Here is a 25,980-nt window from a genome sequence, read left to right on the forward strand (position 1 = left end):
CGACCACGTGCTGTAGGACGGCATGTGGCCCCCGTGTGCCTCTGAAGTCTGTACCTCACTGAGGCGTCGTGCACCTACACGTGAGCTTCTCTTGACGATGGTGGGGGAGTGACGCACGATAAGACGAGCGATGGAAAGCGGTTTCCACGCGGATCGGGCTTAGGAGGTTGCTTGGCGCAGGTGCGTGCTGACCCGACCCGGAAGGGCACAGAGGTGAAACCAGAAGAACCACCCCGACGTCTCGCAGTGTTGGTGTGTGCGCTTGTGATGCTGCAGGTCATCTGGCCCTTGACGATGGATCTGTACCTTCCGTCGTTCACAGCGATCCGCCGTGATCTGGGAACCAACGAGTCGGGCGTGCAATTGACTCTGACAGCCGCCTTTATCGGGATGGGTGTCGGGCAACTGGCGTCGGGCCCTGTGTCCGACGCGGTCGGACGTGCGCGGCCGCTCGTCGTGATGATCGTGCTGTACTGCCTAGCAACTGCGTCCTGCGCCGTCGCACCGAGTGTGGAGTGGCTCATCGCCAGTCGCGCTTTCCAGGGCATGGGGTCGGCTGCATGCGCTGTGTTGGCAATCGCCATCGTCCGGGACCTGTATAGCGGTAGACGCCTGGTCGTGTTCCTTGCACGACTTTCCATCGCTTCGGGTCTGTTCGTAGTGCTGTCACCTGCCCTGGGGGCTCAGCTGCTGCAGGTTGTGGGCTGGCGGGGCCTTTTCTGGGTTCTTCTCGGGTACGGCGTGGTGTTGCTGTGCGTCGCCGGGGTGATCCTGGTGCGGAACGAGACGAATACCGAGGAGCGGCGCCAGCTTCGCAAAAGTGTGCGCTTGCGCGACGATTACCGCAGCCTCCTGTCCGATGGACAATTCCGTGCTCTAGCCGTGGCAGGGGGATTCCTGTTCGCCGCGATGATGTCCTATATGGCGGGCAGTTCGTTTCTGCTGCAGGACGTCTTCGGGTTGAGCCCAGCGCAGTACGGGCTCATGTTCGGGGCGCAGGGCGCTTTGATGGTGGCGGGCGCACAGATCGGCGGCGTCATAGCTCAACGGTCCTCACCCGTACTCGTCATTCGTGTTGGGGCATTCGCGTTGGTCGCAGCACTGGTGATCCTGGTCTTGAGCGTCAGCCTCGCCCCGAATCTTGGTGTGTGGGGTCTGACCGTTCCCATCATGGCGTTCACCACCGCGTTCGGGTTGGTCAGCCCAGCACTTCAGGCGACTGCCCTAGAGCATCATGGGTTGCGTGCTGGTACGGCAGCCTCACTCCTTGGAGCGGCGAACATGACAGGATCGGCCCTTATCGCGCCTGTCTCGGGTGCGTTCGGGTTGTCATCCCCCGTGCCTACCTCCGTGGTCATGGCGATCTGCGTGCTGATCGCAGGCGCCCTCCTGCTCCTAGGAGCGCGGAAGGCAGGCGTGACAGCGAAAAGACCCCGAGCTCATCCCGACGGCGTTCCGCGCCCGGTGCACGCTCCAACGGCCACGAACAACCGGTCATGACGGTGCCGCGGCATTCAGTGACGAGCAAAGCAGGCAGCCGTATTCGCTTCGGCATCGTAGGAAGTGGATGGAGGAGCGAGTTCTTCCTTCGTGTGGCGCAGGAACTGCCTGAGCGCTTCGCCGTGACCGGCCTCGTCACCAGGAGCGAGGACACGGGTCGTCGCATCAAAGACATATGGGGTGTGCAGCCCTTTGCCTCGATCGAGGACCTTGTGGCGGCTACGTCTCCGTCCTTCGTTGTCGTGTCCGTACCGCGGGAGGTCGCTCCGCAGACTATTCAGCGTCTTGCCGAACTCCGGGTTCCGGTGCTGACGGAAACACCTCCTGGCCCGGACCTTGAGGCGCTCACCACCCTGTATGGACTGGTGCGTGGGGGGACCATCATCCAGGTGGCGGAGCAGTACCACTTGTCCCCGCTCCTACGTGCACAACTGCACCTCGCTGCGTCCGGGCGCCTAGGACGGATCAGTCAGGTGCTGGTCGCACAATGCCACGACTACCACGGGGTCAGCATCATGCGCCGCGCCCTGGGCGTGGGCTTCAATGACGTCACGATCACCGCCTCGACGTTCGAGTCGCCGCTGGTACAAGGTCCGAGCCGACATGGAGATCCGCAGCAGGAGGTCGTCATCACCGCCGAACAAGTCTCTGCCCGGTTCGATTACGGTGACCGCCTCGGCGTCTACGACTTCCCAGCCGAACAATACTTCTCCTGGATCAGGGCGAACCGACTGCTCGTCAGGGGAGAACGGGGAGAGATCAACGACCTCGACGTCCGCTACGTCGCTGATTACCGCACGCCCGTGTCGACGTCCCTTCGTCGTGTGGCGGCGGGGGAAGGCGGCAACCTCGAGGGCTTCTTCCTACGAGGCATCCTGGCCGGCACCGAGTGGGTGTTCGCCAACGACTTCATGCCGGCGCGGCTGAGTGATGACGAGCTGGCGATCGCTGAATGCCTCGTGCGGATGGCTGAGCATGTTCAGGGTGGTCCCGACCTGTACAGCTTGGCTGAAGCAAGCCAGGACCACTACCTGTCCCTCTTGATGCAGGAAGCGGCGGCTACCGGTGAGCCTGTCCGCTCCCGGCCCCAGGTCTGGTCGCAGTAGGGAAAGCCCCTGGGTCTTCCCCTACTGCGACCCTTTGTAGCTGGTGCTACCAGGCGTAGCGACGTCGCCGGAGTGGACGGCTTCGGTGCGTACTGCTTCGTGCGCGGACGAGCCGGCAGGGCGGCGGCGTCAGGGGCGCCCGTCCCCTCCCCGGTCCGGCCTGCGGAGGGGGTGCTCGCGCCACGGGTCCTGCGCGGAGGGCCCGGGATCGTAGCCGGGGCGGAGGAGCGGCTCGTCGGGGTCGTCCTCGGGGTTCCGCGTCCGCGGCGCACCCCTGCGGTGCGTCAGCCAGTAGCCCCAGCCGATGCAGGCCGCGGCGGCGAGGACGATCACGAGTCCGACGGCGAGCAGCACCGGCGCGTCGGCGGGCACCGGGCGGCCCGAGGAATCCGCGCGTGCGAACTCGGAGACGGCCTGCGGGATGAAGAGGGTACTGAGGAACAGCAGGACGAGTCCTGCGAGGTACTGCTTGACGCCGGTTCTCATGACTTCCCTGGATGTCCTCGTGGGCGGATCGGGCTCGTCCCAGCTTAGGCCCACCCGTCCGGCATCTACGCTGGACGGGTGGAGCAGACCCTGCCGGACAATCGCCGGCTCAGCCGCAGTATCCTGGCCCTCGCCGTACCGGCGCTGGGCGCCCTCATCGCGGAGCCGCTCTTCCTGCTCGCCGATTCGGCGATCGTGGGTCATCTCGGCGTCGACGAGCTCGCCGGGGTGGGCCTCGCGTCCACGGTGCTGCAGACCGCCGTCGGGCTCATGGTCTTCCTCGCCTACTCGACCACCCCCGCCGTCGCCCGCCTGCTCGGTGCGGGCCGCCGCCCTGAGGCGCTCGCGGCCGGGCGCGACGGCGTGGGCCTCGCCGTGCTGCTCGGGATCGCGCTCTCCGCCGCGGGGTGGGCCACGGCACCGCAGCTCGCGTCCCTCCTCGGCGCCCAGGGCGAGGTCCACGCGTTCGCCGTCGACTACCTCCGCTGGTCCATGCCCGGGCTCACCGCCATGCTCGTGGTGCTCGCCGCCACGGGTGTGCTGCGGGGGCTGCAGGACACCCGTACTCCGCTGGTGGTCGCCGGGGCGGGCTTCGGCGTCAACATCGTCCTCAACTACGTGCTCGTGTACGGCGCGGGGATGTCGGTGGCCGGTTCCGCCCTCGGGACGAGCCTCGCCCAGTGGGGCATGGCGGCCGTCTACCTCGTGCTGATCGTCCGTTCCTCCCGGCGGGAACGCGTGTCGCTGAGGCCGTCCCTGCACGGCATCCGGCGCACCGCGGGCGTGGGCTCGTGGCTCATGCTGCGCACCCTGTCGCTGCGCGTGGCCATCCTCGCCACGGTGTTCGTGGCGACGGCGCAGGGGCCCCTGAGCCTCGCCTCCCACCAGCTCGTCATGACCGTCTTCACGTTCCTCGCCTTCGCACTCGACGCCCTGGCCATCGCCGCCCAGGCCCTCATCGGCAAGGAGCTCGGCTCCGGCAACCGTCCCCTGGCGCGGGCGCTCACCCGCCGGATGATCGTGTGGGGTGTGGGGTTCGGCGTCGTCACCGGATGCCTGCTCGCCGCCGTGGCGCCCTTCGTCGGGTGGATCTTCACCACCGATCCCGCCGTGCAGGCGGCCTTCGCCGCGGGGCTGTGGGTGCTGGCTGCCGCCCAGCCGGTCTGCGGTTTCGTGTTCGTGCTCGACGGCGTCCTCATCGGTGCCGGCGACGCCCGCTACCTGGCGCTCGCCGGCGTCGTGAACCTCGCGCTGTACGTTCCGCTGCTCGTCCTCGTGGGCCGCGCGGACCTGACCGGCGGTGAGGGGATCGTGTGGCTGTGGCTGGCGTTCGGCGTCGGGTACATGCTCGCGCGTGCCGCGACCCTCGGGTGGCGTGTACGCGACGACCGGTGGATGGTCACGGGAGCCACACGGGAGACAGCGGCCCGCAGGGCGTGACGGGGCGCCGCCGCTCTGGTGTCCGTGAGCCGACCACGGCAGGATGGAGGCCTACGACGAATCCGAGGTGAAGCATGACCACAGGTGTCGGTGTCCCTGCCGTCGATGAGGTGCTGGCGGAGCTGGCCGCACTCGAGGACCCCCGGATACGCGCCGTGAACGAGGCGCACGGAGATGATCACGGGGTGAACCTGTCCGCCCTGCGTGCCGTGGCGAAGCGACTGAGGACCCAGCAGGACCTGGCGCGTGACCTGTGGGCCACGGGGGACACCGCCGCGCGGCTCGTGGCCCTGCTGATCTGCCGACCGAAGGCCTTCGACCCGGAGGAACTGGACACGATGCTCCGGCAGGCGCGCGTCCCGAAGGTGCACGACTGGCTCGTCAACTACGTGGTGAAGAAGAGCCCGCACGCCGAGCAGTTGCGTCTCGCATGGCTCACGGACCCCGACCCGGCGGTGGCCGGCGCCGGCTGGGCGCTCACGAGCGAGCGTGTCGTGAAGGCGCCCGAAGGGCTCGACCTCCCCGCGCTGCTGGACACCATCGAGGCCCGGATGAAGGACGCCCCCGACCGGCTGCAGTGGGCCATGAACCACACGCTGGCGCAGATCGGGATCGACCACGCGGCGTACAGGGAGCGCGCCGTCGCCATCGGCGAGCGCCTCGAGGTCCTCAGGGACTACCCGACGCCGCCCAACTGCACCTCCCCGTTCGCGCCCACCTGGATCCGGGAGATGGTACGGCGGCAGCAGGGGGCATAGGGCGTACGAACAGGCCACCGACACCGTCGGCCGCCCGGCGCCGCTCCGACCCCCTGCCGCACGCGCACCGGACGGCTACGGAGTGCGGGCCGCGCCGAAGTGCGCCTCGCTTCCGACGTAGGGTGAAACCGATGAACATCGCCGCCCGATCCCGTTTCCCGGTTCTGCTCCTGCTGGGCATCGTGTTCATCGGTTTCATCCTCCGGGGGCCGATCGTGGCCGTCGCTCCCATCACCGGGCAGATCAGCGCCGAGCTCTCCCTGAGCGCCGCCCAGGCAGGCCTGCTCACCGCGCTGCCGGTGCTGTGCTTCGCCCTGATGACACCCTTCGCCTCCCTCTACGTCGGGAAGGCGGGCGCGAACTTCGCGACGACGACGGCCATCCTCGGCGTCGGGGTCGGCTCCATCGTGCGTTCGGCCGGCGGCCTGGATGCCACGGTCGCGGGCACCGTCATCATGGGAGCCTTCATCACCGTCGGCAACGTGGTCCTGCCGGTCATCATCCGGCGAGATATCGAGCCCCGGCGTGTCGGTATCGTCACGGGCGCCTACACGTCGGCGCTGAACGTGGGCTCGATGATCACGACCCTCGCAACGGTCCCCCTCGCCGGCGCCTTCGGCTGGCGTGGTGCGCTGCTGACCTGGATCGGGTTCGTCGTCATTGCTGCCGCGGTGTGGCTGACCGCCATCGGGCCGGGCAGGGCCTTCCGCTGGGGGCCCCTGAAACCCGCCGTCGAATCGGCCGCCGTCGATACCGTCGCGCACGGCACCGGCGGCATCCCACTTCCGGCCGTGAAACCGCGCACGTGGCTCAGCCTCTCGGCCGTCCTCCTCTCGCTGACGTTCGGCGCTCAGGCCTTCTCCTACTACGGACTCACCGCGTGGCTCCCGACCATCCTCGAGCAGGAACTCGGATACTCCCCGGGCCAGGCCGGGACGAGCTCGTCCATCTTCCAGATCGCCGCCGTCGTCGGCGCGCTCGGGGTGCCGCTGCTCTCGCAGCGGCTGGGCATCCCGCGGACGTTCGGCCTGGTCTCGGCCCTGTGGATCAGCTGTCCGCTGGGACTCCTGCTCGCTCCCGCCGGTTGGCCGGCATGGGGCCTCCTGGGTGGAGTGGCCCAAGGGGGCGGCATCACGATCATCTTCATCCTCGTGGTGCAGCTCGCACTGAGCGGCACGCATGCCCGGCAGCTCTCCGCGATGGTGCAGGGTGCCGGGTATGCCATCGGCGCCACCGCTCCGTCGCTCGTCGGCGCCGTCCACGACGCCACCGGCACCTGGGCACTGCCGACCGCCGTCGTCCTGGTGGCCACCGTCGTATTCGCCGCTGCCGGGCTCGCCGGGTCCCGTCGCGCCAGCACCCCGCGCGCCTGACGCCCTCCTGGCTCCGCTGCGCTGCCGTGGCGCTTGTCCGGGCCCTACCGGAGCGGACGGCGCGTGGTCCCGTCCGCACCGGCGCGTCCTGCCTTCACGGGGCGGATCGAAGAGGTAGCTCGTCCTCGAGTCGGCTGATGAGCGCGACGCTCTCGCTCCGGACCCTCTCCAGGTCCGCCGCAGCGCCGCAGAGCGCCAGTGCCGCATCGGCCACCTGAACCGGTGAGTCCGGGGTCGCCTGGCCATCGGCCCGGAGGCTGACGAGCGATTCGACGAGGCGGAAGGCTATCTCCCCGTGGTGCCGGGGATCCCCGGGCCACAGCGGGTCGGGGGTGACGGCCGAACCGAGCCGTTGGTAGAGGCTCCGCAGCTCCGCCCGGTCCGCGAGGAAGTTCCCGAACCGCGGATCCCTCGCCTCGGGCAGGTGGTACAGGATGCCGACGTTCCACGGACCGCTGCACAGCTGGGTCCCGTCGAACAGCGCCACGGCGTGGAGCCGGGCCGCCGGGGACGGATCGCCGTCGGCTGTCCCATCGCCCACGCACACCGCCCGTGCGAAGGCCAGCCCGTCCGCGACCGTCCCGGCCAGGAGGGTCTCGAGCATGTCGTCCTTGGTGGCGAAGTGGTGGTAGAGGGAGGACTGGCGGATCCCGACGGCGTCGGCGATGGCGCGGGTGGAGGTCGTGGCGTAGCCCTGGGTGGTGAAGAGTTCGGCGGCCGCGTCGAGGATCTCCTCGCGGGCGGTGGCTCCGCGGCGGATCGGAGGTCGCGCGCGGGGGCGTCCCGGTCCGGCCAATGTCACGCCCTCATTCTTACACCCCCGGAACGGGGTCGGCCGCGCGCCGTCGTCCAGCCGGGGAGCGCGAAACATTGCGGAAACGTCCTTTCCACGAGCTGTTTACACCCGTGAAACCCGTGCGGGACCTCGCATTGGAAAACTATCAAGTGACCGGTATTGCTGAGGGCCCTCGGGCACCTCCCGCCGGCACCCACCCGTTCCGAGCACGGAGACACAGATGACGATTCCCCTCTCGACCCAGACGGACGATGCCGACCTCACCTCCCTCGGATACGAGCCGTCCCTGCACCGCAAGCTGGGCCGCTACGCCTCCTTCGCGGCGGGCTTCTCCTTTGTCTCCATCCTGACCACGATCTTCCAGCTCTTCGCATTCGGGTACTCGTTCGCCGGCCCGGCGTTCTTCTGGACGTGGCCCATCGTGCTCGTCGGCCAGCTCCTCGTAGCCCTGAACTTCGCCGAACTGGCCGCTCGGTATCCGCTGTCGGGCGCCGTCTACCAGTGGGCGCGCCGCGTGGGGGGAGAGACCGTGGGCTGGTTCGCCGGCTGGTTCATGGCGGTGGCCCAGGTGGTCACGGCCGCTGCTGCAGCCATCGCCCTGCAGGTCGTGCTGCCACAGCTCTGGAGCGGTTTCCAACTCGTCGGCGGTGACCCTGCCCTCACCACCGTCACGGGTGCCGCGAACGCCGTGGTCCTCGGTGCCATCCTGCTGGTGGCCACCACCGTCATCAATGCCATGGGCGTCCGGCTCATGGCGCACGTGAACTCCATCGGCGTGACCTGCGAGATCGTCGGCGTGGTCGCCGTGGTCCTCGCCCTGGTCAGCGCGGCGCAGCGGGGCCCCGACGTCTTGATGGACACCACGGTGCTGCAGAGTTCGGAGCTCGGCGCCGTGGGCGCGTTCCTGGTCTCCGGCCTGATGGCCGCCTACGTCATGGTGGGCTTCAACTCCGCGGGCGAGCTGTCCGAGGAGACCCGGGACCCCCGGCGTACCGCACCGCGCACCATCATCTCCGCCCTCGCGATCTCCGGTATCGGTGGAGCCCTCATGATCCTCACGGCCCTGATGGCGGCGCCCAGCCTCGACGACGGCCGCCTCGCCACCGAGGGACTGCCCTACGTGCTGACCGCGGTCCTCGGGACCTTCTGGGGCAAGGTGCTGCTGGTGGACGTCGCCATCGCGATCTTCGTCTGCACGCTGGCCATCCAGACCGCCGGCTCACGCCTGGTCTTCTCGATGGCACGCGACGGCAAGCTCCCCGCCTCCACCCTGCTGTCCTCCGTGCATCCCCGCCGCGGGACCCCGATGTGGCCGTCCATCGCCATCGGCGCCCTGGCCGTCGGCGTCCTGGCCATCAACGTCGGCAACGCGGCCCTCTTCACCACGCTGACCAGCGTCTGCATCGTCATGGTGTACATCGCCTACCTGCTCGTCACCGTTCCGCAGCTGATCAACCGACTCCGCGGCGACTGGGACCGCGTAGGGCAGACCATGCCGGCCGGCCTCTTCTCCCTGGGCCGCTGGGGGCTCCCCGTGAACGTGCTCGCCGTCCTGTACGGCGCCGTCATGGTGGTCAACCTCGCCTGGCCCCGCCCCGAGGTGTACGACCCCGCCGGCGAGAACGGGATCCTCCTCTACTCGGCTCCCCTCATGGTCGCCATCGTGCTGCTCGGAGGACTCTGGGTCCGCCGGGGCATCACGGCCAAGGCCTCCTGACACCCACCCCGCACGCACACCGACAGGACCGACATGACACAGACCACCGACACCCCGGCAGGCACGGCCACCACGGCCGGAGCCCGGGCCCACGCCCGGAACCAGCACAGCCGGACGGCCGACACCATGCGCCACATCCCGGTGTCCTCCTCTCCCTCCACGCTCATGGACGGACTGCCGGAGGGCGCCGCAGGCCGCCTGGTCTGGTCGGAGACGCTGGCCTTCGGCCGCTACACGACCATGCCCCTCGCCCGGGGTACCCGCATCCGGCTTGCGGACACCGGTGACGCCTGCGTGCACACCCTCCTGTACCGGGCGGGGGCCCTGCACGAGCGCTTCAACGCCGCCGACACCGTCAAGGTGCCGTGGCAGGCCTACCCCGGCACCGGGCACCCCCTCCTCTCCGACGCAGGACGCGTCCTGGCGACGATCGTCGCGGACACCTCGGGCCACCACGACGCCCTGACCGGCGCCACGACCCTGGCGGGCAACACCGCCCGCTACGGAGCCGGAACGGCCCACAGCGCATCACCGGCAGCCCGGGAACTGCTGACCCTCGGGGCACTGAAGAACGGGCTCGGACCCCGGGACGTCGCGCCGTCGCTCACCCTCTTCAAGGGCATCCGTGTCGACACCGACGGTGGTCTCGGCTTCACCGGAAGTGCCGGTCCGGGCGCGTACGTCGACCTGCTGCTGCAGGTGGACGCCGTCGTCGTGCTGGCCAACACCGCGCACCCGCTGGACCCGCGCGCCGACTTCACCGGCACCGCCGTCGGCATCGCGGCATGGCGGGCTCCGGAGGACCTCGCCGCGCTGGGCGAGGGACGCCTGGTCGGACCGCTCGCGCCCGAACACCTGCAGGCACTCGACAACACCGAGCACGACCTCGCCGCAAGGAGCACCCGATGAGCACCACCACCACACACCGGGCCACTGACGTGGCCCTCGTACCCGGCTCCGTCGTCCTCGACGAGTACGTCGAGGCCCGCGGGCCGTGGTCCGCGATCGTCGCTGCGGGCGACGTCCTCACCATCGTGGACCTCGACGGCAACCAGGCGGTCGACTGCCTGCTCTACGCCGCCGGGGACACCGCGGTCCGGTACTCGGCACCGGTCACCATCGCGCAGCAGCGCTCGATCGTCCTCACCACCGGCTCCGTGCTCCGCGCCGACACCGGCCTCGCGCTCATGACGGTCGTGGCGGACGAGGTGGGCGTGCACGACACCATCGGCGGCGCCTGCTCCCAGGAGTCCAACACGCTCCGGTACGGCCAGCACACGCGCGAGCAGCATGCCTGCGTGGAGAACTTCCTCATCGAGGGCTCCCGTTGGGGGCTCGGCAAACGCGACCTCGCCTCCAACATCAACTGGTTCATGAACGTCCCGGTGGATCCCGACGGCGCCCTCGGGATCGTCGACGGCCTCTCCGCCCCGGGCAAGCGCGTGGCGCTCCGCGCCGAGGTGGACACCCTGGTGCTCGTCTCCAACTGCCCGCAGGTCAACAACCCCTGCAACGGCTTCGACCCCACTCCCGTCCGCATGATCGTCACCCGTCCGGAGAACGCCGCATGAACCGTTTCGACACCCTGCTCGTCGCCAATCGCGGGGAGATCGCCTGCCGCATCATCGACTCTGCTCGGACGCTCGGCCTGCGGACGGTCGCCGTGTTCTCCGAAGCCGACCGCGGCGCCCGCCATGTCCGGCTCGCCGACGAGGCCGTGCTCCTCGGCCCGGCACCGGCCAAGGAGTCCTATCTCCGCGTCGAGGCGCTCCTGGCGGCTGCCGCGGCCACCGGCGCCGGCGCCATCCACCCCGGCTACGGCTTCCTGTCCGAGGACGCCGGCTTCGCGGAGGCCGTCGAGGCCGCAGGACTCGTGTTCGTGGGACCCACGCCCGAGCAGCTGCGCATCTTCGGCACCAAGCACACCGCCCGGGACGCCGCATCCGCCGCCGGCGTCCCCATGATCGCCGGGTCCGGGCTGCTCGACGGCGTCGACGACGCCCTGGCAGCCGGAGCGTCGATCGGGTTCCCCCTCATGCTCAAGGCGACCGGCGGCGGAGGCGGCATCGGGATGACCGTCTGCCGCACCGAGGAGGAGCTCGCGGAGAGCTTCCCCCGCGTCGCCCGGCTCGCGGGAGCCAGCTTCGGGACCGCCGGTGTCTTCGCCGAGCGCTACGTGGAGAACGCCCGTCACGTGGAGGTCCAGGTCTTCGGCGACGGCGAAGGCCGCGTGGTCAGCCTCGGTGACCGCGACTGCTCACTGCAGCGCCGCCACCAGAAGGTCCTCGAGGAGGCACCGGCGCCGGATCTCCCGGACGGGCTCCGCGAGGAACTGCACCGCAGCTCGCGGGCACTGTGCGCCTCGCTCGGCTACCGCTCGGCCGGAACGGTGGAGTTCGTCTACGACTCCGCACGCCAGGAGGCCTCGTTCCTCGAGGTGAACGCGCGTCTGCAGGTCGAGCACCCCGTCACGGAGTCGGTCACCGGCGTCGACCTCGTCGAGTGGATGCTCCGCCTCGCCCAGGGCGGGCCCGACGCCGCGGCCGTCCTCGCCGGGGTGCCCGACAGCGTCCCCGTCTCCGGCCACGCCGTGGAGGCCCGGGTGTACGCGGAGGACCCCGCACGCGGCTTCCAGCCCAGCGCGGGCACGATCACGAACGCCGCCTACCCCGAGGCGGACCACGTCCGCGTGGACACGTGGGCCGAGACCGGCAGCGAGGTCTCCACCAACTACGATCCCCTCCTGGCGAAGATCATCACCTCCGGCAGCAGCCGCGACGAGGCCTTCGACCGCCTGGCCGATGCCCTCGCCGGCACGCGGATCGACGGCATCGAGACGAACCTCGGCATGCTGCGCGCCGTCAGCACGCTCGACGTCGTCCGCGCGGCAGGGCACTCGACCAGCACCCTCGACACTGTGGGGGACCCCGAACCACGCATCACCGTGGAGCGGCCCGGACTCCAGACCAGCGTGCAGGACTGGCCGGGCCGCACCAACCTGTGGCAGGTGGGCGTCCCGCCGAGCGGCCCGATGGACGATCTCTCCTTCCGGCTCGGCAACCAGGCCCTCGGCAATGAGGAGGGTGCCCCCGGCCTCGAATTCACGATGACCGGGCCCAGCCTGACCTTCTCGCACGAGACCACGCTGTGCGTGACCGGAGCGGAGGTCCGCGTGACGGTGGACGGCGCCGACGCCACCCCGTGGGAGCCGTTCACGGTTCCCGCCGGAGGAACCCTCGACGTCGGGACCGCGGAGGGTGCCGGACTTCGCGGCTACATCCTGTTCGCGGGGGGCCTCGACATCCCGCTGTACCTCGGCAGCGCGTCCACGTTCACCCTGGGCCAGTTCGGCGGCCACGCCGGGCGCGTCCTCCGCACCGGCGACGTGCTGAGGACCGTGCGGGCCGACGCGCCCGTCGGCTCGGCACCGGCACCGGTGCCGGCACCGGTGCCGCTCGATGCCCGGCCGGCCCTGGCCTCGAGCTGGGAGCTCACGGTCGTCGAAGGCCCGCACGGAGCGCCGGAGTTCTTCCAGCGGGAGGACATCGACGAACTCTTCGCCACCGGCTACGAGGTGCACTTCAACTCCGCGCGCACCGGCGTCCGGCTCATCGGGCCCAAGCCCCGCTGGGCACGGAACGACGGCGGTGAAGCGGGCCTGCACCCCTCCAACATCCACGACACCGCCTACTCCGTGGGCGCGCTGGACTTCACCGGGGACACGCCCATCCTGCTCGGACCGGACGGCCCCAGCCTTGGCGGATTCGTCTGCCCCGTGACGGTGGTGACGGCCGACCGCTGGAAGCTCGGGCAGCTCCGCCCGGGCGACACCGTGCGGTTCGTCCCGGTCCGCGCCGTCCAGGCACCCTCGCTGCGGGATCTCGGCCCCGGGCGGCAGCTGATCCTCCCGGACACCCCTGAACTGCTGTCCGGTGACAGCGCGTCCCTGCACCGGCGACTGCTCCGCGGCGGGGACGGCGACGACGGCGTGCTGGCTCGCACGGCGGAGGAACCGGGCAGGCCCGCCGTGACGTACCGGCGCTCGGGTGACGACAATCTCCTCGTCGAGTACGGTGACATGGTCCTCGACCTCGGCCTCCGGGCGCGCGTGCACGCCCTGCACCTGGCCATCGAGCAGATGCGGCTTGCCGGCGTGGTCGACCTGACGCCGGGGATCCGCAGCCTGCAGATCAAGGTGGACCCCTCCGTCCTCTCCACGCGCCGCCTGCTGGAGGTGGTCCAGGACGTCGAGAGCGCCCTGCCGGCCAGCTCGGAGCTCGTGGTGCCCAGCCGCTCGGTCCGCCTGCCCCTGTCCTGGGACGACCCGGCGACCCGCGAGGCCATCGAGCGGTACATGGCCGGTGTGCGCGACGACGCCCCCTGGTGCCCGTGGAACATCGAGTTCATCCGGCGCATCAACGGGCTGGACTCGGTGAACGATGTCTTCGACACCGTGTTCGACGCCGAATACCTGGTCCTCGGCCTGGGCGACGTGTACCTCGGAGCGCCCGTCGCCACCCCCCTCGACCCGCGGCATCGCCTCGTCACCACCAAGTACAACCCCGCGCGGACCTGGACACCGGAGAACGCCGTCGGGATCGGTGGAGCCTACATGTGCATCTACGGGATGGAGGGCCCCGGCGGCTACCAGTTCGTGGGGCGTACCACCCAGGTCTGGTCGCGGTACGCCGACTCCGCACCGTTCGAGGCGGGATCCCCGTGGCTGCTGCGGTTCTTCGACCGCATCTCCTGGTACCCGGTCAGCCCGGAGGAACTGCTGGACCTGCGCGCCGACATGGCGGCGGGCCGGGGCCGCGGCGTCGAGATCGAGGAGGGGACGTTCTCGCTCGCCGAGCACGAGCGGTTCCTCGCCGAGAACAGCGGATCCATCGCGGAGTTCCGCGTGCAGCAATCGGCCGCCTTCGCCATCGAACGCCAGGCATGGGCCGACGCCGGCGAGTTCGACCGCGCCGATGCCGCTGCCGCCACTGTCCCCGATTCCGAGGACCTGGTGGTGCCGGACGGCGCCACGCTGGTCTCCTCGCCCTTCGCCGCCAGCGTGTGGAAGGTGGACGTGGCCGCGGGTGACACGGTGGTGGAGGGACAGCCCCTGGTCTCCCTCGAGGCCATGAAGATGGAGACCGTCCTCAGCGCTCCCTGCGACGGACTGGTGCTGCAGGTACTCCCCCTCGCGGGGTCGCAGGTCGTGGCCGGTGAGGCGCTGGTGGTCCTGGGCGCTTCCCCCGCGACGGAACCAGAACCGGGGCAGGATCCCGAATCACGAGCGACAGAAGAGGTGGCTGCATGAACGCCCTGGCAACCGACCGCGTCCGTGCGGCACTCGCGGCGATCGACGCCGTCGACCGCCCGGAGATCTGGGTGACCCTCCGCCCGGCCGGGGACCTCCTCGCCGACGCCGCCGACATCGACGCGCGGGTCGGCGGGGGCGAGGATCTTCCCCTCGCGGGACTCCTCCTCGCCGTGAAGAACAATGTGGACGTGGCGGGCATCCCCACCACGGCGGCCTGCCCGGGTTTCTCCTACCTCCCGGGGCGGGACGCCGAAGCAGTGCGCCGCCTGCGGGCCGCAGGCGCCGTCGTCCTGGGCGCCACGAACCTGGACCAGTTCGCCACCGGACTCGTGGGCACGCGCAGCCCCCACGGAGCCGTGCGCGATGCCCGCCGGCCCGACTACATCTCGGGCGGGTCCAGCTCCGGCTCGGCCGTCGCCGTGGCCCTGGGACTCGCGGACATCGCCATCGGCACCGACACCGCCGGTTCGGGGCGCGTCCCGGCGGGCCTGCAGGGGATCGTGGGCATCAAGCCCACCCTGCATGTCGTCTCCACCGATGGCGTGGTGCCTGCCTGCCGTTCCTGGGATGCGGTGACCATCCTGGCGCGGGACCTCGCCCTGGCCGAACGCGCGATGGGTGTGATGGCGGGCGGCTCGCGTCCGTGGCCCTCGCACGTCCGGCTGTCGGCCCCGAGCCGGCCCCGCGTCGCCTACCCCGCCGAGCTGCCCGAGCTCTCGCCCGCGTGGGCCGCCGAGTTCGGCCGTCAGGTCGCCCGGCTCGCGGCGTCCGGCGTCGACGTCGAGCCCCTGCCGATCGACCTGTTCCTGCAGGCCGCACGCCTGCTCTACGACGGCGCCCTCGTGGCGGAGCGTCATGCCGCCGTGGGGGAGTTCGTGGAGAACGCCGTCGGGGACGGCAACCCCGCCGGGCTCGATCCCACGGTCGCCGGCATCATCACCCGTGCAGGCACGCTGCCCGCGCACCGGTACGTCACGGACACCGCCCGCCTCGCCGAGCTCGAACGGGCGGCACTCGTGCAGCTCGAGGGTTTCGATGCCCTCCTGGTGCCCACGGCGCCCCTGCACCCCCTGCTGGCGGAGGTGGCAGCGGACCCGGTGGGCGTGAACTCGCGTCTGGGGACGTACACGAACTTCTGCAACCTGTTCGACATGTGTGCTGTCGCGGTGCCGGCCGGGGAGGTGGACGGGGCCCAGTTCGGCGTCACAGTCGTCGGGCGCACCTTCGAGGACGCCGTCGTCGCCGACATCGCCCGCCGCATCGAACGGACCCCCGCTCCTCCTGCCCTGTTCGCGGACGGCGCCGCCGGCGGCATGGACACCGCCGCGCTCCCGTGGCCGCTGGCGGCGGGCGCCGCCGGCGTCCCGCTCGTCGTGGTCGGAGCGCACCGCCGCGGCCAGGTCCTCGCCCCGCAACTCGAGGCTCTCGGCGCCTTCTGGGACGGTCCCGTTCGGACGGCCGCGCGGTACCGCATGGTAGCCCTGGAGACGCAGCCGCCGAAGCCAGGGGTGTACCGCTCCGACGACGGCGCGGAACTCGTCGCCGAGCGATGGATCCTCTCCGAAGCGGCGCTCGGGCGGTTCCTGGCGGTTCTGCCCGAACCCATGCTGCTCGGGTCCGTCCGTCTTGCGGACGGAACCACCGCCGTCGGATTCGCCTGCGACGCAGTGGCTGCTGCCGGTGGGCGGGACATCACGCACCACGGGGACTGGCTCGTGGCTACGGCAGCGGACTCCTCCGCAGGCGAGGGTGCGGGGGAGAGCGCAGGGCACACGGGTGAGGGGCAGCCGGAGTACGGCGCCCTGCGTACCTTCCTCCTGGCAGCGTTGTCCCGCGGCCGTTCCACAGGGGCAGGACGCCTCTAGCCGTGCCACCCTTCGACGAGGCGACGAGCTGGTGGCGGAAGATCTTTCGGTCCGCACAGGACGTGCGGACGGGCGATCCCCTGCAGGCGGGCAGGAGCGTCGACTGGCGGTACCAATGGCTGCTGCCGGGGGATGCAGCCTTCGCGGTGCCGTCGCCTGCCGCTGCGGAGGTGGAGGACTAAACTGGATAGGCCGGAGACCGACCCGGCCCCGCTCCCAGAGAGGCCCTTGATGGCTGCTGCACCCTCCGCCCCGAGCGCCGCTCCCGCCGCCGAGCTCCTGGTGTGGAAACCGTTCCTGGTCCGCGCCGCGGTGAGCGCACTGTTCGGCCTGCTGACGGTCTTCTGGCGTGATCCGTCCACGCTCGTGATGTCCGTGGCGGGCGGGGTCTACCTCCTGCTGAGCGGTGCGGCCTACCTCTGGACCCACCGCATGACGCACTGGGGTCCGCGCTTCCGGCTGGTCACCGACATCGGCGGCGGACTGCTCCTCGGAGCCGGGGTCGCCGGCCTCGTCTTCGTCGACGATCGCAGCTTCGCCTTCGCCGCCGCCGTGGCCCTGGTGGTCGCCGGCCTCGCCGAACTGGTCCGTGGGCTCTCCGTCCGCGCCCACGCGGCGTCACGGGACCTCGTGGTGGTCGGTGTGGTGGGCATCGTGACGGGCGCGATCCTCCCGTTTGTCGAGCAGCTCGGAGCGCACGCGCTGCTCGGGGTGACGGGCGGTGGGGCGCTGCTGACCGCCGTCGTGCTCGGCATCGCCGGTCTCAGCTACCGGCACGATTCAGCGCTCAGCGCATCGTCCGGATCCGGCGCCCAGGGCGAACCGGACCCCGTAAACTAGAGGCTCTACGCCTCGTAGAAATATTCGGAACCGGAAGGAGTGCCCGTGGCCAACCGCCAGTCGGGGAAACCCACGCAGGGACGATTCCGCCACGGCATCAAGGCACCCCTCGTCTTCTCCGCCGTCCTGGCCCTGGTGGCCGGTGTCGCGACGTCCATCTTCGCCACCGGTGGTGGCTCCAAGGAGCTGCGCGTCGATCTGGGCCTCACGGCCGCCGGGATCGCCTTCATCGTCTCCCTGGTGATCTGCGCGATGCTCATGATGGCCGAGACACCCAACGCCGAGCACCTCAGCCAGGGTTCCGGCGTCCACCGCTCGTCCGCGACGCCGGACCCGGAAGCAACGGTCAAGCGGCCGTCAGGCGAGACCGACGACGAACCGCGTTTCGGGGAGCGCCTGCCGAAGCAGGACAGCTAGCCCCCTTGACGTCCCTGTTAGCCTCCCAGCATGGGGGATGACATCACGGGGTTCATGAGGGATTTCGGCGTGCTCGCGCGCCTGGCACTGGAAGCGCAGCCGCACTCCGCGCGCGGCCGGGAACTCTTCGACACGCTCTCGGCCCACCTCGGGACCGAGCCCGCCGGCGTGCCGGTCGTCGTCGAGGAGGTCCCCGCCCACCGGTTCGTGGACGCCGACATCATCCTGGCGTCGCTCACGGCGGACGGCCGGTGCGTGGGCATCGGCGGCGGGGACCACCGCCACCACCTGTCCTTCAGCGACATGGTGCAGCAGTCCGGGGTCCACCCGAGCTTCCCGCTGTCCCAGCCCGACTACGCGAACCTGCCGGTCGGCCCGGACGAGCAGCGGCAGGCGGTGGCGCTGGGCCTCCTGCTGTTCGAGCGTGACGGCGTGCCCCTGGCGGTCCTGCAGCGCAAGGCCGAGCCCCGCTACAACCGGCAGTCCGCGTCGCTCGAGGTGTTGTGTGCGGACGCCGTCACCGTCGCCGGGTTCCTCGCCGAATTCCGGCGCAGGATGCAGCGCGAGAGCGTGATGAAGGGGCAGGTGCTGTCCTTCACCGTCGAGGACTTCGGACCGAGCAGCGCGGGCATCACCTTCCACCACCGGCCCACCCTGGACGCCGGTGACGTGATCCTCCCCGAGGGACTCCTGGAACGCGTCAGCGAACACGCGCTCGGCATCGCCGCGCACCGGCAGGCCCTGGTCGCGGCCGGACAGCACCTCAAGCGCGGCATCCTCCTCTACGGTCCGCCCGGCACCGGCAAGACCCACACCGTCCGGTACCTGCTGAGCGCGAGCGCGGGGACGACGGCGATCATCCTCACGGGCGGGACGCTGCGGCACGTGGGCGAGGCGGCGCGGACCGCCCGCGCACTCCAGCCGTCCATCGTGGTCCTCGAGGACTGCGACCTGATCGCCGAGGACCGCAGCTTCGGGCACGGGCCGCAGCCCCTCCTGTTCGAGGTGCTGGATGCCATGGACGGACTCGACGACGACGCCGACGTCACGTTCGTGCTGACCACCAACCGCGTGGACATGCTGGAGCGGGCCCTCGCCCAGCGCCCGGGGCGCGTGGACCTCGCCGTGGAAGTGCCGCTTCCCGGGGAGCATGAGCGGGCCGCCCTGCTGCGTCTGTACGCGCGCGATCTCGCCTTCGGCGAGGACGCCGTCGGGGCCGCCGCCGCGCGGACCGAGGGCACCACGGCGTCGTTCACGCGTGAACTCGTGCGCCGCGCGGTCCTGGCGGCCGCGCTGCACGACGCGCCCGTGGCGGACGGGCACCTGCTGGCCGCCGTGGACGAACTGATGGCCGACGGCGCAGCACTGACGCGGAGCCTGCTCGGGAGCAACGGCCCCGGCCCGGAGGACGGCGTTCCCACCGTGCACGGCGGCTCGTTCGGGTGGGGGCCCGGCACGACGTACTCCGGAAGCTACTCGCCCGCGTACGGGTCCTCGGCGTCCCTGTCCTTCGAGGGGGAGGGCTTCGCCGACGGAGGATTCTCGGAGGACGGCTTCCCGGACGACGGCGTGCAGGGCATCGGCAGGACCGACGATGCGCCCACCGACGACGGCGGGCGTTAGCGCCGGCGGAAGCTTCAGGCGCCTTGCGCCTTCCTCGCCCGGTAGGCCTTCACGTGCGTACGGTTCGCACAGTTCCCGGTGTCGCAGAAGCGGCGGGAACGGTTGCGGGAGAGATCCAGCACCACGCCGTCGCAGTCCTCGGCCGCGCAGGAGCGCAGGCGGTCCAGTTCGTGCCCGCGGATGACGTCGGCGAGGGCCATCGCGGCCTCGGTGGCCATGCGTTCCTCGAGCGGCGCTTCGGGCGCCGTCGCATGGAGGTGCCAGTCCCACTCGTCGTGCCTGACCAGCTGGGGGAGGGCATTGGCCCGCCGAAGGATCGCGTTGACGAGTGCGACGGCGTCGTCCTCCTCCGCGAACCAGATCACCTCCAGCTCGGACCGCAGGGCACGGACGGACTCCAGCTCGGCGTCCAGGTGGGTCCGGGAGCCGGAGAACCGCTGCTCCTCGAGGAACCGGTCGAGTCCCTCGAGGGTGTCCAGGGGATCGGCGTCCTCCTTGGCGGTGTTGATGAGCGCGGCCGCGGACGAGAGCGCCACCTCCGTGTCATGCGTGAAAAGCATGTTGACTCCTGACATCGTCCGCGCCTAGTGTCACTACCATAACTACTTCACACTCATGACACCAGTCACCGACACGAAACGAGCGGACATGACCCTGCGCCCCGCCCCCGGCCTCTGGATAGCCCTGATCTCCGCGGCGGCGTTCGGCGTCTCCGGCCCCTTCGCGAAGTCACTCCTGGAGATCGGCTGGAGCCCCGGAGCCGCCGTCGGCCTCCGCATCGGAGGCGCCGCCGTCGTTCTCCTGGTGCCCGTGCTGATCGCGCTGCGCGGCCGCTGGTCCACCCTGCGCGGCAACGCGCTCACCGTCATCATCTACGGCGTGACGGCGATCGCCCTGTGCCAGCTCTTCTACTTCAATGCCGTGCAGCGCATGTCCGTCGGCGTCTCGCTGCTGCTCGAGTACCTGGCGCCGGTGCTGATCGTCGGATTCCTCTGGCTGCGCTCGCGGAAGGCACCGAATGCACTCACGATGATCGGTTCCGTGACCGCCGTTCTCGGGCTCCTGCTCGTCCTCGACCTCGCGGGCGACGCACGGCTCGACCCCGTGGGCGTGCTGTTCGGCCTCGCTGCCGCCGTCTGCCTCGCGGTGTACTTCCTGATGTCCGCGCGCGTCGACGACTCGCTGCCGCCGCTCGTCATGGCCGGCGGCGGGATGGTGGTGGGCGCGCTCACCATCCTGGTGCTCGGCGTCACGAACATCATGCCGTTCCGCTTCGTGTTCACGGACGTCCAGCTCGCCGGGCAGACGTACAGCTGGGTGCTGCCGGTAGCCGTCCTCGTCCTCGTCGCCACCGTCGCGGGCTATGTGACGGGCATCGTGGCGGCGCAGCGCCTCGGGTCCAAGGTCGCGAGCTTCGTGGCGCTGACCGAGGTGATGTTCGCCGTCCTCGCGGCCTGGCTGATCCTCGGCGAGCTGCCCGGCGTGGTGCAACTGCTGGGCGGGCTCCTGATCGTCGCCGGCGTGGTGTGCGTGCGGCTGGACGAACTGCGGTCGGCGCCCGACGACGTCGCCGCGGCGGTGCTCGACCGGCCCAGTCCGGTGGAGCCGCTTCCGCGGGGGTGATGACGCGGCAGGACGATGCGTCCGCGACAGCACCGCCGCAGGCCTCAGGGACAAGAGGTGCACTGTGCTCTACTGACCCTGTGCCTCATCCCGTGAAGACCCCGAAGGAAACCCTCGCAGGAGTGATGGCCGGAATGGCCTCGGGTCTAGCGGTGCTGCTTGCGCTCGGGACCGATCTAGCTGTTTTGTTGGAGCCGGTACAAGGAGGGTGGAGCTACGCGTGGTTCCTTCTGAGAGATATCTTTGCCGTCGGCGGTGCGTGGGTCAGGTGAGGGGTTCTCCGCAGGTTTGTGGTTCGGGCGCGTAGTGGTACCAGTCCGGTAGTGCGGCGGTGAACTCGGAGCGGATGGTGTCGTTCTCCAAGACTGTCCAGTCCACGGGTGCGCCGACTTCGGGTTCCATCTTGTTCCACTCGAACCAGTTGACCATTTTGAGTTGCGGGAACCGTTCGTGCACTGTGGGGTCGAAGACCTGCTCCCACCAGGCCCGCTTGATGTTCAGGCCCCGGAGCCGACCGATGTCAGCCTGTACCAGGGACGCTGTCTCCGGGATCGCGACGGGCTTGCCGTGGTCTACTCCGTACTGGGTGTAGAAGTCCGGCAGCATCGAGTCGTTGCCGTTCTTGCCGTTGTAGGTGCCGGTGAGCTGGTCGATGAACTTGCCTTCCTCGGGCATCTCACTCTCGGACCAGGGGTAGGTGTTGCCCCAGTGGTAGAGGGACATGCCCACCCAGTCCACGGCGTCATCGCCCGGGTAGTAGGGGGCGTACGGGTCGTCGAAGGAGGTCAGGGTGCCGTCACCGGTGGTGTCCAGCTCCGAGAATCCGGGTGCTCCGGGGAGGGATTCGAACTCACCGCCGGCGAACGGGTACCCGCCGGCGTAGTTCGGCGCCCACATCATCGCCGATCCCGGGGCCCGCCCGTGGACGGCGTCCGCGACGCGTCGGTACGCAGCGATGTACTCGGCCGGTTGCTGACCCCACGGGTACCAGGACCCGTTCATCTCGTGCGCGAAACGAACGATCACCGGCACGCCGTTCGTGTTGAACCCTGCCAGGAGGGCTGCGAGCTCGTCCGCACGCGCCGACGTGACCGCGTCGAGCCCTTCGATCGGCTCCAGGGTCAGTAGCAGCGTGCCCCCGTTCTGGCGCAGCTGCTCGGCCGCGGACGCCAACAGGCCCGGGTCTTCCTCGTTGAGCGGGAAGTCCGCGAATGTCACTGCAACAGCGGGGCGTTCACCGAGCTTGTCCGAGTACTCGGCGAGGGTTTCCCTGCCCCACTCCAGATTCACGCCCATCAACGTTCCCGCGTCCGGGGCGAGATTCCTCCCTTCGATCGAATCACACGGCACAGCTTGGGTGTTGATGTTGCAGGCACACAGGGACAGGAGCAGCATCGCCAGCACCAGGCGAACAAGACGTGAGACCACGCTCCCAATCTACGGGTAGGGACTCACCCTAGAGCGGGAACAGAGCGAACTTCACCCAGTCCTGCGCCTACCTTGCCGAGTCGACCGCTTACTACGGAGCGCACCCACTACGGGTGGGTCAGAACAAGTAGCCGGTACTCGTGTGCTGGCCGCCCTTTGGCCTCGAAGATAGAAATGAACAGTTGCCAAAGCGGCGGCAGACGGTGGAGCCGGGGCAGCCATGACACACAACATTTCTGGTCCTGCCGATCCTCTGATTGCGGCCGGGATCACCCGCACCACGCGTGCCTCGAACCCACCGACCGTGGACAGTCATCCGCGCCGACCTCCGCAGCTGATAGTGGTCCTGGGATCAATCGGCTGGTAGGAACCCATGATTCCGGATTTTGACCCAGTGGTGTTCGACGAACTGATCGATGGGCTGGACTCGCAGATCATTGCCATTGACTTCCTCGACACCTTCACTGCCATGCTCGACGACCGCATCCGCGTCATCGAGCATGCGGTCAGGGCACAGAATCGTGCGGACATCGTGAGAGCCCTTCATAGTCTGCGGGCCAGCGCCGCCATGGTTGGAGCGCGTCAGCTGGACGCGTCCACCACGCGCGCACTCGGAAGCAACGACCCCGAAGCAATAGCTGTCGGCCCACTCGTCCGGACGCTTCAAGGGCAAGCTGACCTGTTCCGAACAGCAAGTGCCACCTTCCGCACTCCCGCGGATTCCTCCGTGCCGAAGTCAGAAGTACGACCGCGCGTCTGACCAGTAGCTACCTGCCGCAGGGATGCAGATAGGACTCCAGAACGAGCCAGAATTCGAGGCCGTGGTTGAACTTCGCCGCCTGCGGGGCCACGTTGGTGTAGTCGAAGGTGTCCTCGTTCGCGGTGACTGCCTCGGCGCGCGTGTCACCCCAGACAGTCGAAACCCTCGCGGTCTGAGAGCTCCCCACCAGTCACAGTGGCAGTGGTACCGGCACCAGCAGCGACAGTGTCGGTGACAGCAGTAGGCCCGCCGCGAGTTCCGGCTGCCGGTCTCTGCCGATGCGGAAAGCTTCGAGCAGCACGCTCGCCTGGAAGCACCCGATGACCATCCGCCCACGGACATCTGCCCTTCAGCGCGAATACAGCTCCGGTCAGGCCGAGAACGATGGGTAGGGCAAAGACCCACAGAGGGCGGGGAGTGCCGGTCCCGGCCCAGTCAGGGAGGAGGAGAACGACTACGGCCGCCAGGGGCATCAGCACCCACCTCGCAACGGGCCGGATAGCTCGTGGTGGATGGCGTATTTCAGTAGCTTGCACAGCTGTTGAGCAGTGCGACTAGCATGACGAAAGATTTTCTTGCCTGGGGGAGTACTGCGGGAATGCTGCCCTGTTCTTTGCCTCTTCTACCCGGTTTTATTGATGATGGCAGGCAAGGATGGTGGGGTTTGGCCCTTGTGGAGGGCCGGGCACCTTTCGGCAATCGCCCGGAGGTAAAGGCAAACCCGGGGTGACCCGGGGACGCAAAACCACGGGGCCTCCTTGGAGGTCAGCCGGGTTACCAAACCAGTGAAGGTCTCAGTCATGGTCTCAACCTTGCCCTTTTCCTTGTCCTCAGTTCCACGTGTGATCCCACCGGCTCCTCCTGGTGGTTTTGTCATGCGTGTTGTCTTACTTGTGTGTGCGGTTCTGCTGTTCTCTTTGGGTACCGCTCCTACGGCACAGGCCGCAGCGACAATCAGCCTCAGTAGCGATTCGGGACCAGCAGGAACGGTAGTAACGGTGACGGGTGCGGGTTTCCCGAAGAACATCAAAGGCTCGGTGACCGCAGGAGCCAGTAGTGCTGCGGTCAGTACCAACGGGAAGGGTTCCTTCCAGGCCTCTGTCGTTATTCCTGCCGGATCTCCCACTGTGACGATCATGGCGACAGCCGGTTCAGCTTCTGCCGCAGCGGTCTTCACCGTGCTCGAGCCTGCGCCCGCACAAGAGACAGGAGCGTCGACGACGAAGGGAATCCGCTTCGGGATCGGAACCAGTGGCGGTCCGGCCGCCGGGGCGGAACTCGATGAGGTGACAGCCATCGCCGGTGAAGCACCGTCCGTCGTGCTGTCCTACAAGGACTTCAACCAGGCACCTCCTCTAGCCGAACTTGACGCGGTACGGGCGCGAGGGGCACAGACATTGCTCACATGGGAGCCCTGGTCCTGGGGCGGCGGGGTGGAACAGCCTGCCTACTCCCTCGACCGTATTGCAGCCGGCGACTTCGATGCTTACCTGCGGCAGTGGGGTACTGCGCTTGGCCAGTGGGGACAGCCGGTCTACCTCCGCTTCGGGCATGAGATGAACGGGGACTGGTACCCATGGGCTGAGGGTGTCAACGGCAACGAGCCTGGTGACTACATCGCCGCGTACCGGCACGTTCACGACGTCGTCACAGCCACCGGGGCCACGAACATCCAATGGGTGTGGAATGCGAACGTCCCCTACTGGGGTTCAACCCCCCTCAGCCAGCTTTATCCCGGCGCCGACTATGTCGATGTAGCAGCCCTTGACGGGTACAACTGGGGGACCTCGCAGACGTGGAGTATGTGGCAGGAACCCGATGTCCTGTTCGGTGAGGGGTTGGCACAAGTGAGGCAGCTGGCATCAGGAAAGCCGATCATGATCGCTGAAACCTCGTCCTCCGAGATCGGCGGGTCGAAAGCGGCGTGGAACACCAACCTGTTCAGCTACCTTTCGGCGCAGCCCGACGTCACAGCAGTGGTCTGGTTCCACATCAACAAGGAAGCCGACTGGCGCATCAATAGCAGTGACTCCTCAGCCAATGCCTTCCGGGCGGCTCTTACGAGCCGGCGCTAGGACTCGCCAGATCGGAACAGATTCCACCGGAAGCCCGAACTAGGAAGCGGGCTTACTAGTTGGGTCTCCATCAGAAGGTCCTTCCCCGGGTCTCAGGGAGAAGCAATGATCCGGAAAGGCGCAGCCAGCCCGCGATACACGATGAGGATCGTCCTGTGGGACGTCGGTCCTTTGGGTGCGGGTGGGTAGGAGGTTTCAGGCTTGTTCAGTGAGGGTTATCTTGCCGTGCAGGATCATTAGTCCTCCGGTACGAAGTTGGTCCCCTCTGACCAGGTGACGAGGGAGGGGCAGATGGCCGTCCGGGTCTCACTCCCGCTGTACCGGGATGGGGAATGTTCCGACACAACGCTTCTTGAGGAGTCACCCCAATGAGGAAACCGCCCTACACAGGTCCGAACGACACCAACGACTTCGACAACCTCAGCCCGGACGAAGCCCTAAGAGCCTTTACCTCATACCGGCTTCTGGGGGATTGTTTTGAGCAGTCGAGCGATGACGACCTGGCGGGGCGTGGCCGGCTCATCGGGAACTGGAAGACCTTGTTGAAGGACCGCCAGGAACAGGCGCAGCGAGCCGAGAGGGAGCTGGCAGCCGCCGTCCGGCTGGCGCGCAATGAGGGCGCAAGTTGGAATGACATCGCCCGCACCCTGCATCTCCCGCTCGAAGAGACGCGCGCGCACTTCGATTGGCCCTACGGAGAGTTCTGAGGTGACCGGTGGTGCAGCATTCGGCTACTGGAATGCTGGGTGCTCCGCCCGCATGAGGTGTACGAGTGCGTGGTTGCGGTCGCCGAGGAGGTGTTCGTTGTGGGCGACGCTTTCATCCACTTCGAGCCGACGCCCGGCGAAGGCGGAGAGGCCTC

Annotated in this window: 23 protein-coding genes and 1 riboswitch; of the genes, 18 read left to right on the forward strand and 5 right to left on the reverse strand. The window is 69.0% G+C overall.

Going from position 1 to position 25,980, the window contains the following annotated elements; genetic code table 11:
- The first annotated feature begins 252 nt into the window (after positions 1 to 252).
- Positions 253 to 1,500 carry a multidrug effflux MFS transporter gene (locus AC4D2O_RS03220; RefSeq protein ID WP_490905188.1) on the forward strand — a complete coding sequence of 416 codons (1,248 nt, stop codon included), beginning with the start codon at positions 253 to 255 and terminating at the stop codon, positions 1,498 to 1,500.
- A gap of 17 nt (positions 1,501 to 1,517) precedes the next feature.
- Positions 1,518 to 2,606 carry a Gfo/Idh/MocA family protein gene (locus AC4D2O_RS03225; RefSeq protein ID WP_490905135.1) on the forward strand — a complete coding sequence of 363 codons (1,089 nt, stop codon included), beginning with the start codon at positions 1,518 to 1,520 and terminating at the stop codon, positions 2,604 to 2,606.
- A gap of 129 nt (positions 2,607 to 2,735) precedes the next feature.
- Here AC4D2O_RS03225 and AC4D2O_RS03230 read toward each other — a convergent pair whose 3' ends face one another.
- On the reverse strand, positions 2,736 to 3,092 hold the full coding sequence (locus AC4D2O_RS03230; protein ID WP_490905136.1) for a hypothetical protein: 357 nt from the start codon (positions 3,090 to 3,092) through the stop codon (positions 2,736 to 2,738).
- 78 nt (positions 3,093 to 3,170) lie between these two features.
- Here AC4D2O_RS03230 and AC4D2O_RS03235 point away from each other — a divergent pair, with 78 nt between their 5' ends.
- From AC4D2O_RS03235 to AC4D2O_RS03245, 3 genes are all read left to right on the forward strand, one after another.
- Positions 3,171 to 4,532, forward strand: a complete 1,362-nt coding sequence (locus AC4D2O_RS03235; protein WP_490905137.1) for an MATE family efflux transporter — start codon at positions 3,171 to 3,173, stop codon at positions 4,530 to 4,532.
- 74 nt (positions 4,533 to 4,606) lie between these two features.
- Positions 4,607 to 5,290 (forward strand): DNA alkylation repair protein, encoded by a 684-nt coding sequence (locus AC4D2O_RS03240; protein ID WP_490905138.1) that lies wholly within the window; start codon positions 4,607 to 4,609, stop codon positions 5,288 to 5,290.
- A gap of 131 nt (positions 5,291 to 5,421) precedes the next feature.
- Positions 5,422 to 6,663: an MFS transporter gene (locus AC4D2O_RS03245; RefSeq protein ID WP_490905139.1), complete on the forward strand. Its 1,242-nt coding sequence runs from the start codon at positions 5,422 to 5,424 to the stop codon at positions 6,661 to 6,663.
- 94 nt (positions 6,664 to 6,757) lie between these two features.
- Here AC4D2O_RS03245 and AC4D2O_RS03250 read toward each other — a convergent pair whose 3' ends face one another.
- Positions 6,758 to 7,465, reverse strand: a complete 708-nt coding sequence (locus tag AC4D2O_RS03250) for a TetR/AcrR family transcriptional regulator (protein ID WP_490905140.1) — start codon at positions 7,463 to 7,465, stop codon at positions 6,758 to 6,760.
- 214 nt (positions 7,466 to 7,679) lie between these two features.
- On the opposite strand from AC4D2O_RS03250, the gene AC4D2O_RS03255 reads away from it, so the two are divergent.
- Genes AC4D2O_RS03255 through AC4D2O_RS03295 form a run of 9 tightly spaced genes read left to right on the forward strand, consistent with a single transcriptional unit; the run spans position 7,680 to position 19,232 of the window.
- Positions 7,680 to 9,176 (forward strand): amino acid permease, encoded by a 1,497-nt coding sequence (locus AC4D2O_RS03255; protein WP_490905141.1) that lies wholly within the window; start codon positions 7,680 to 7,682, stop codon positions 9,174 to 9,176.
- A gap of 33 nt (positions 9,177 to 9,209) precedes the next feature.
- Positions 9,210 to 10,085, forward strand: a complete 876-nt coding sequence (locus AC4D2O_RS03260; RefSeq protein WP_490905142.1) for an urea amidolyase associated protein UAAP1 — start codon at positions 9,210 to 9,212, stop codon at positions 10,083 to 10,085.
- Positions 10,082 to 10,747, forward strand: coding sequence for an urea amidolyase associated protein UAAP2 (locus AC4D2O_RS03265; RefSeq protein ID WP_490905143.1), 666 nt, complete (start codon positions 10,082 to 10,084; stop codon positions 10,745 to 10,747). Before AC4D2O_RS03260 ends, AC4D2O_RS03265 begins: the two co-directional genes overlap by 4 nt.
- Positions 10,744 to 14,484: an urea carboxylase gene (gene uca, locus AC4D2O_RS03270; protein ID WP_490905144.1), complete on the forward strand. Its 3,741-nt coding sequence runs from the start codon at positions 10,744 to 10,746 to the stop codon at positions 14,482 to 14,484. The genes AC4D2O_RS03265 and uca overlap by 4 nt, the downstream gene beginning before the upstream one ends.
- Positions 14,481 to 16,352, forward strand: a complete 1,872-nt coding sequence (gene atzF, locus AC4D2O_RS03275; protein ID WP_490905145.1) for an allophanate hydrolase — start codon at positions 14,481 to 14,483, stop codon at positions 16,350 to 16,352. Before uca ends, atzF begins: the two co-directional genes overlap by 4 nt.
- 2 nt (positions 16,353 to 16,354) lie before the next feature.
- Positions 16,355 to 16,534: a hypothetical protein gene (locus tag AC4D2O_RS03280; protein WP_490905146.1), complete on the forward strand. Its 180-nt coding sequence runs from the start codon at positions 16,355 to 16,357 to the stop codon at positions 16,532 to 16,534.
- Between the two features lie 49 nt (positions 16,535 to 16,583).
- A complete protein-coding gene (locus tag AC4D2O_RS03285; protein WP_490905147.1) occupies positions 16,584 to 17,192 on the forward strand; it encodes a DUF308 domain-containing protein in 609 nt (202 codons plus the stop codon).
- A gap of 45 nt (positions 17,193 to 17,237) precedes the next feature.
- Positions 17,238 to 17,609: a hypothetical protein gene (locus tag AC4D2O_RS03290; protein WP_490905148.1), complete on the forward strand. Its 372-nt coding sequence runs from the start codon at positions 17,238 to 17,240 to the stop codon at positions 17,607 to 17,609.
- 30 nt (positions 17,610 to 17,639) lie between these two features.
- Positions 17,640 to 19,232 carry an AAA family ATPase gene (locus AC4D2O_RS03295; protein ID WP_490905149.1) on the forward strand — a complete coding sequence of 531 codons (1,593 nt, stop codon included), beginning with the start codon at positions 17,640 to 17,642 and terminating at the stop codon, positions 19,230 to 19,232.
- A gap of 14 nt (positions 19,233 to 19,246) precedes the next feature.
- On the opposite strand, the gene AC4D2O_RS03300 is transcribed toward AC4D2O_RS03295, so the two are convergent.
- On the reverse strand, positions 19,247 to 19,792 hold the full coding sequence (locus tag AC4D2O_RS03300) for a CGNR zinc finger domain-containing protein (protein ID WP_490905150.1): 546 nt from the start codon (positions 19,790 to 19,792) through the stop codon (positions 19,247 to 19,249).
- Positions 19,793 to 19,847: 55 nt separating this feature from the next.
- On the opposite strand from AC4D2O_RS03300, the gene AC4D2O_RS03305 reads away from it, so the two are divergent.
- Entirely contained in the window at positions 19,848 to 20,855 is a 1,008-nt protein-coding gene (locus AC4D2O_RS03305) for an EamA family transporter (RefSeq protein WP_490905151.1), read from the forward strand.
- 264 nt (positions 20,856 to 21,119) lie between these two features.
- Here the strand turns inward: AC4D2O_RS03305 and AC4D2O_RS03310 are convergent, their stop codons facing one another.
- The gene (locus AC4D2O_RS03310; RefSeq protein ID WP_490905152.1) at positions 21,120 to 22,151 is read right to left on the reverse strand and encodes a glycoside hydrolase family 26 protein; all 1,032 of its coding nucleotides are present in this window, start codon (positions 22,149 to 22,151) and stop codon (positions 21,120 to 21,122) included.
- Between the two features lie 505 nt (positions 22,152 to 22,656).
- Between AC4D2O_RS03310 and AC4D2O_RS03315 the strand changes: the two genes are divergently transcribed.
- Complete coding sequence (locus AC4D2O_RS03315; protein WP_490905153.1) at positions 22,657 to 23,043, forward strand: Hpt domain-containing protein; 387 nt, start codon at positions 22,657 to 22,659, stop codon at positions 23,041 to 23,043.
- Positions 23,044 to 23,050: 7 nt separating this feature from the next.
- Here the strand turns inward: AC4D2O_RS03315 and AC4D2O_RS03320 are convergent, their stop codons facing one another.
- The gene (locus AC4D2O_RS03320; RefSeq protein WP_490905154.1) at positions 23,051 to 23,230 is read right to left on the reverse strand and encodes a DNA/RNA non-specific endonuclease; all 180 of its coding nucleotides are present in this window, start codon (positions 23,228 to 23,230) and stop codon (positions 23,051 to 23,053) included.
- Between the two features lie 517 nt (positions 23,231 to 23,747).
- A riboswitch (cyclic di-GMP riboswitch) is annotated at positions 23,748 to 23,825 on the forward strand.
- Between the two features lie 216 nt (positions 23,826 to 24,041).
- Here AC4D2O_RS03320 and AC4D2O_RS03325 point away from each other — a divergent pair.
- The gene (locus AC4D2O_RS03325) at positions 24,042 to 25,118 is read left to right on the forward strand and encodes a glycoside hydrolase family 26 protein (protein WP_490905155.1); all 1,077 of its coding nucleotides are present in this window, start codon (positions 24,042 to 24,044) and stop codon (positions 25,116 to 25,118) included.
- Between the two features lie 368 nt (positions 25,119 to 25,486).
- Positions 25,487 to 25,825 carry a hypothetical protein gene (locus AC4D2O_RS03330; protein ID WP_490905156.1) on the forward strand — a complete coding sequence of 113 codons (339 nt, stop codon included), beginning with the start codon at positions 25,487 to 25,489 and terminating at the stop codon, positions 25,823 to 25,825.
- Positions 25,826 to 25,980 lie beyond the last annotated feature (155 nt).

The sequence above is a fragment of the Arthrobacter sp. TJ-238 genome, from assembly GCF_058269215.1.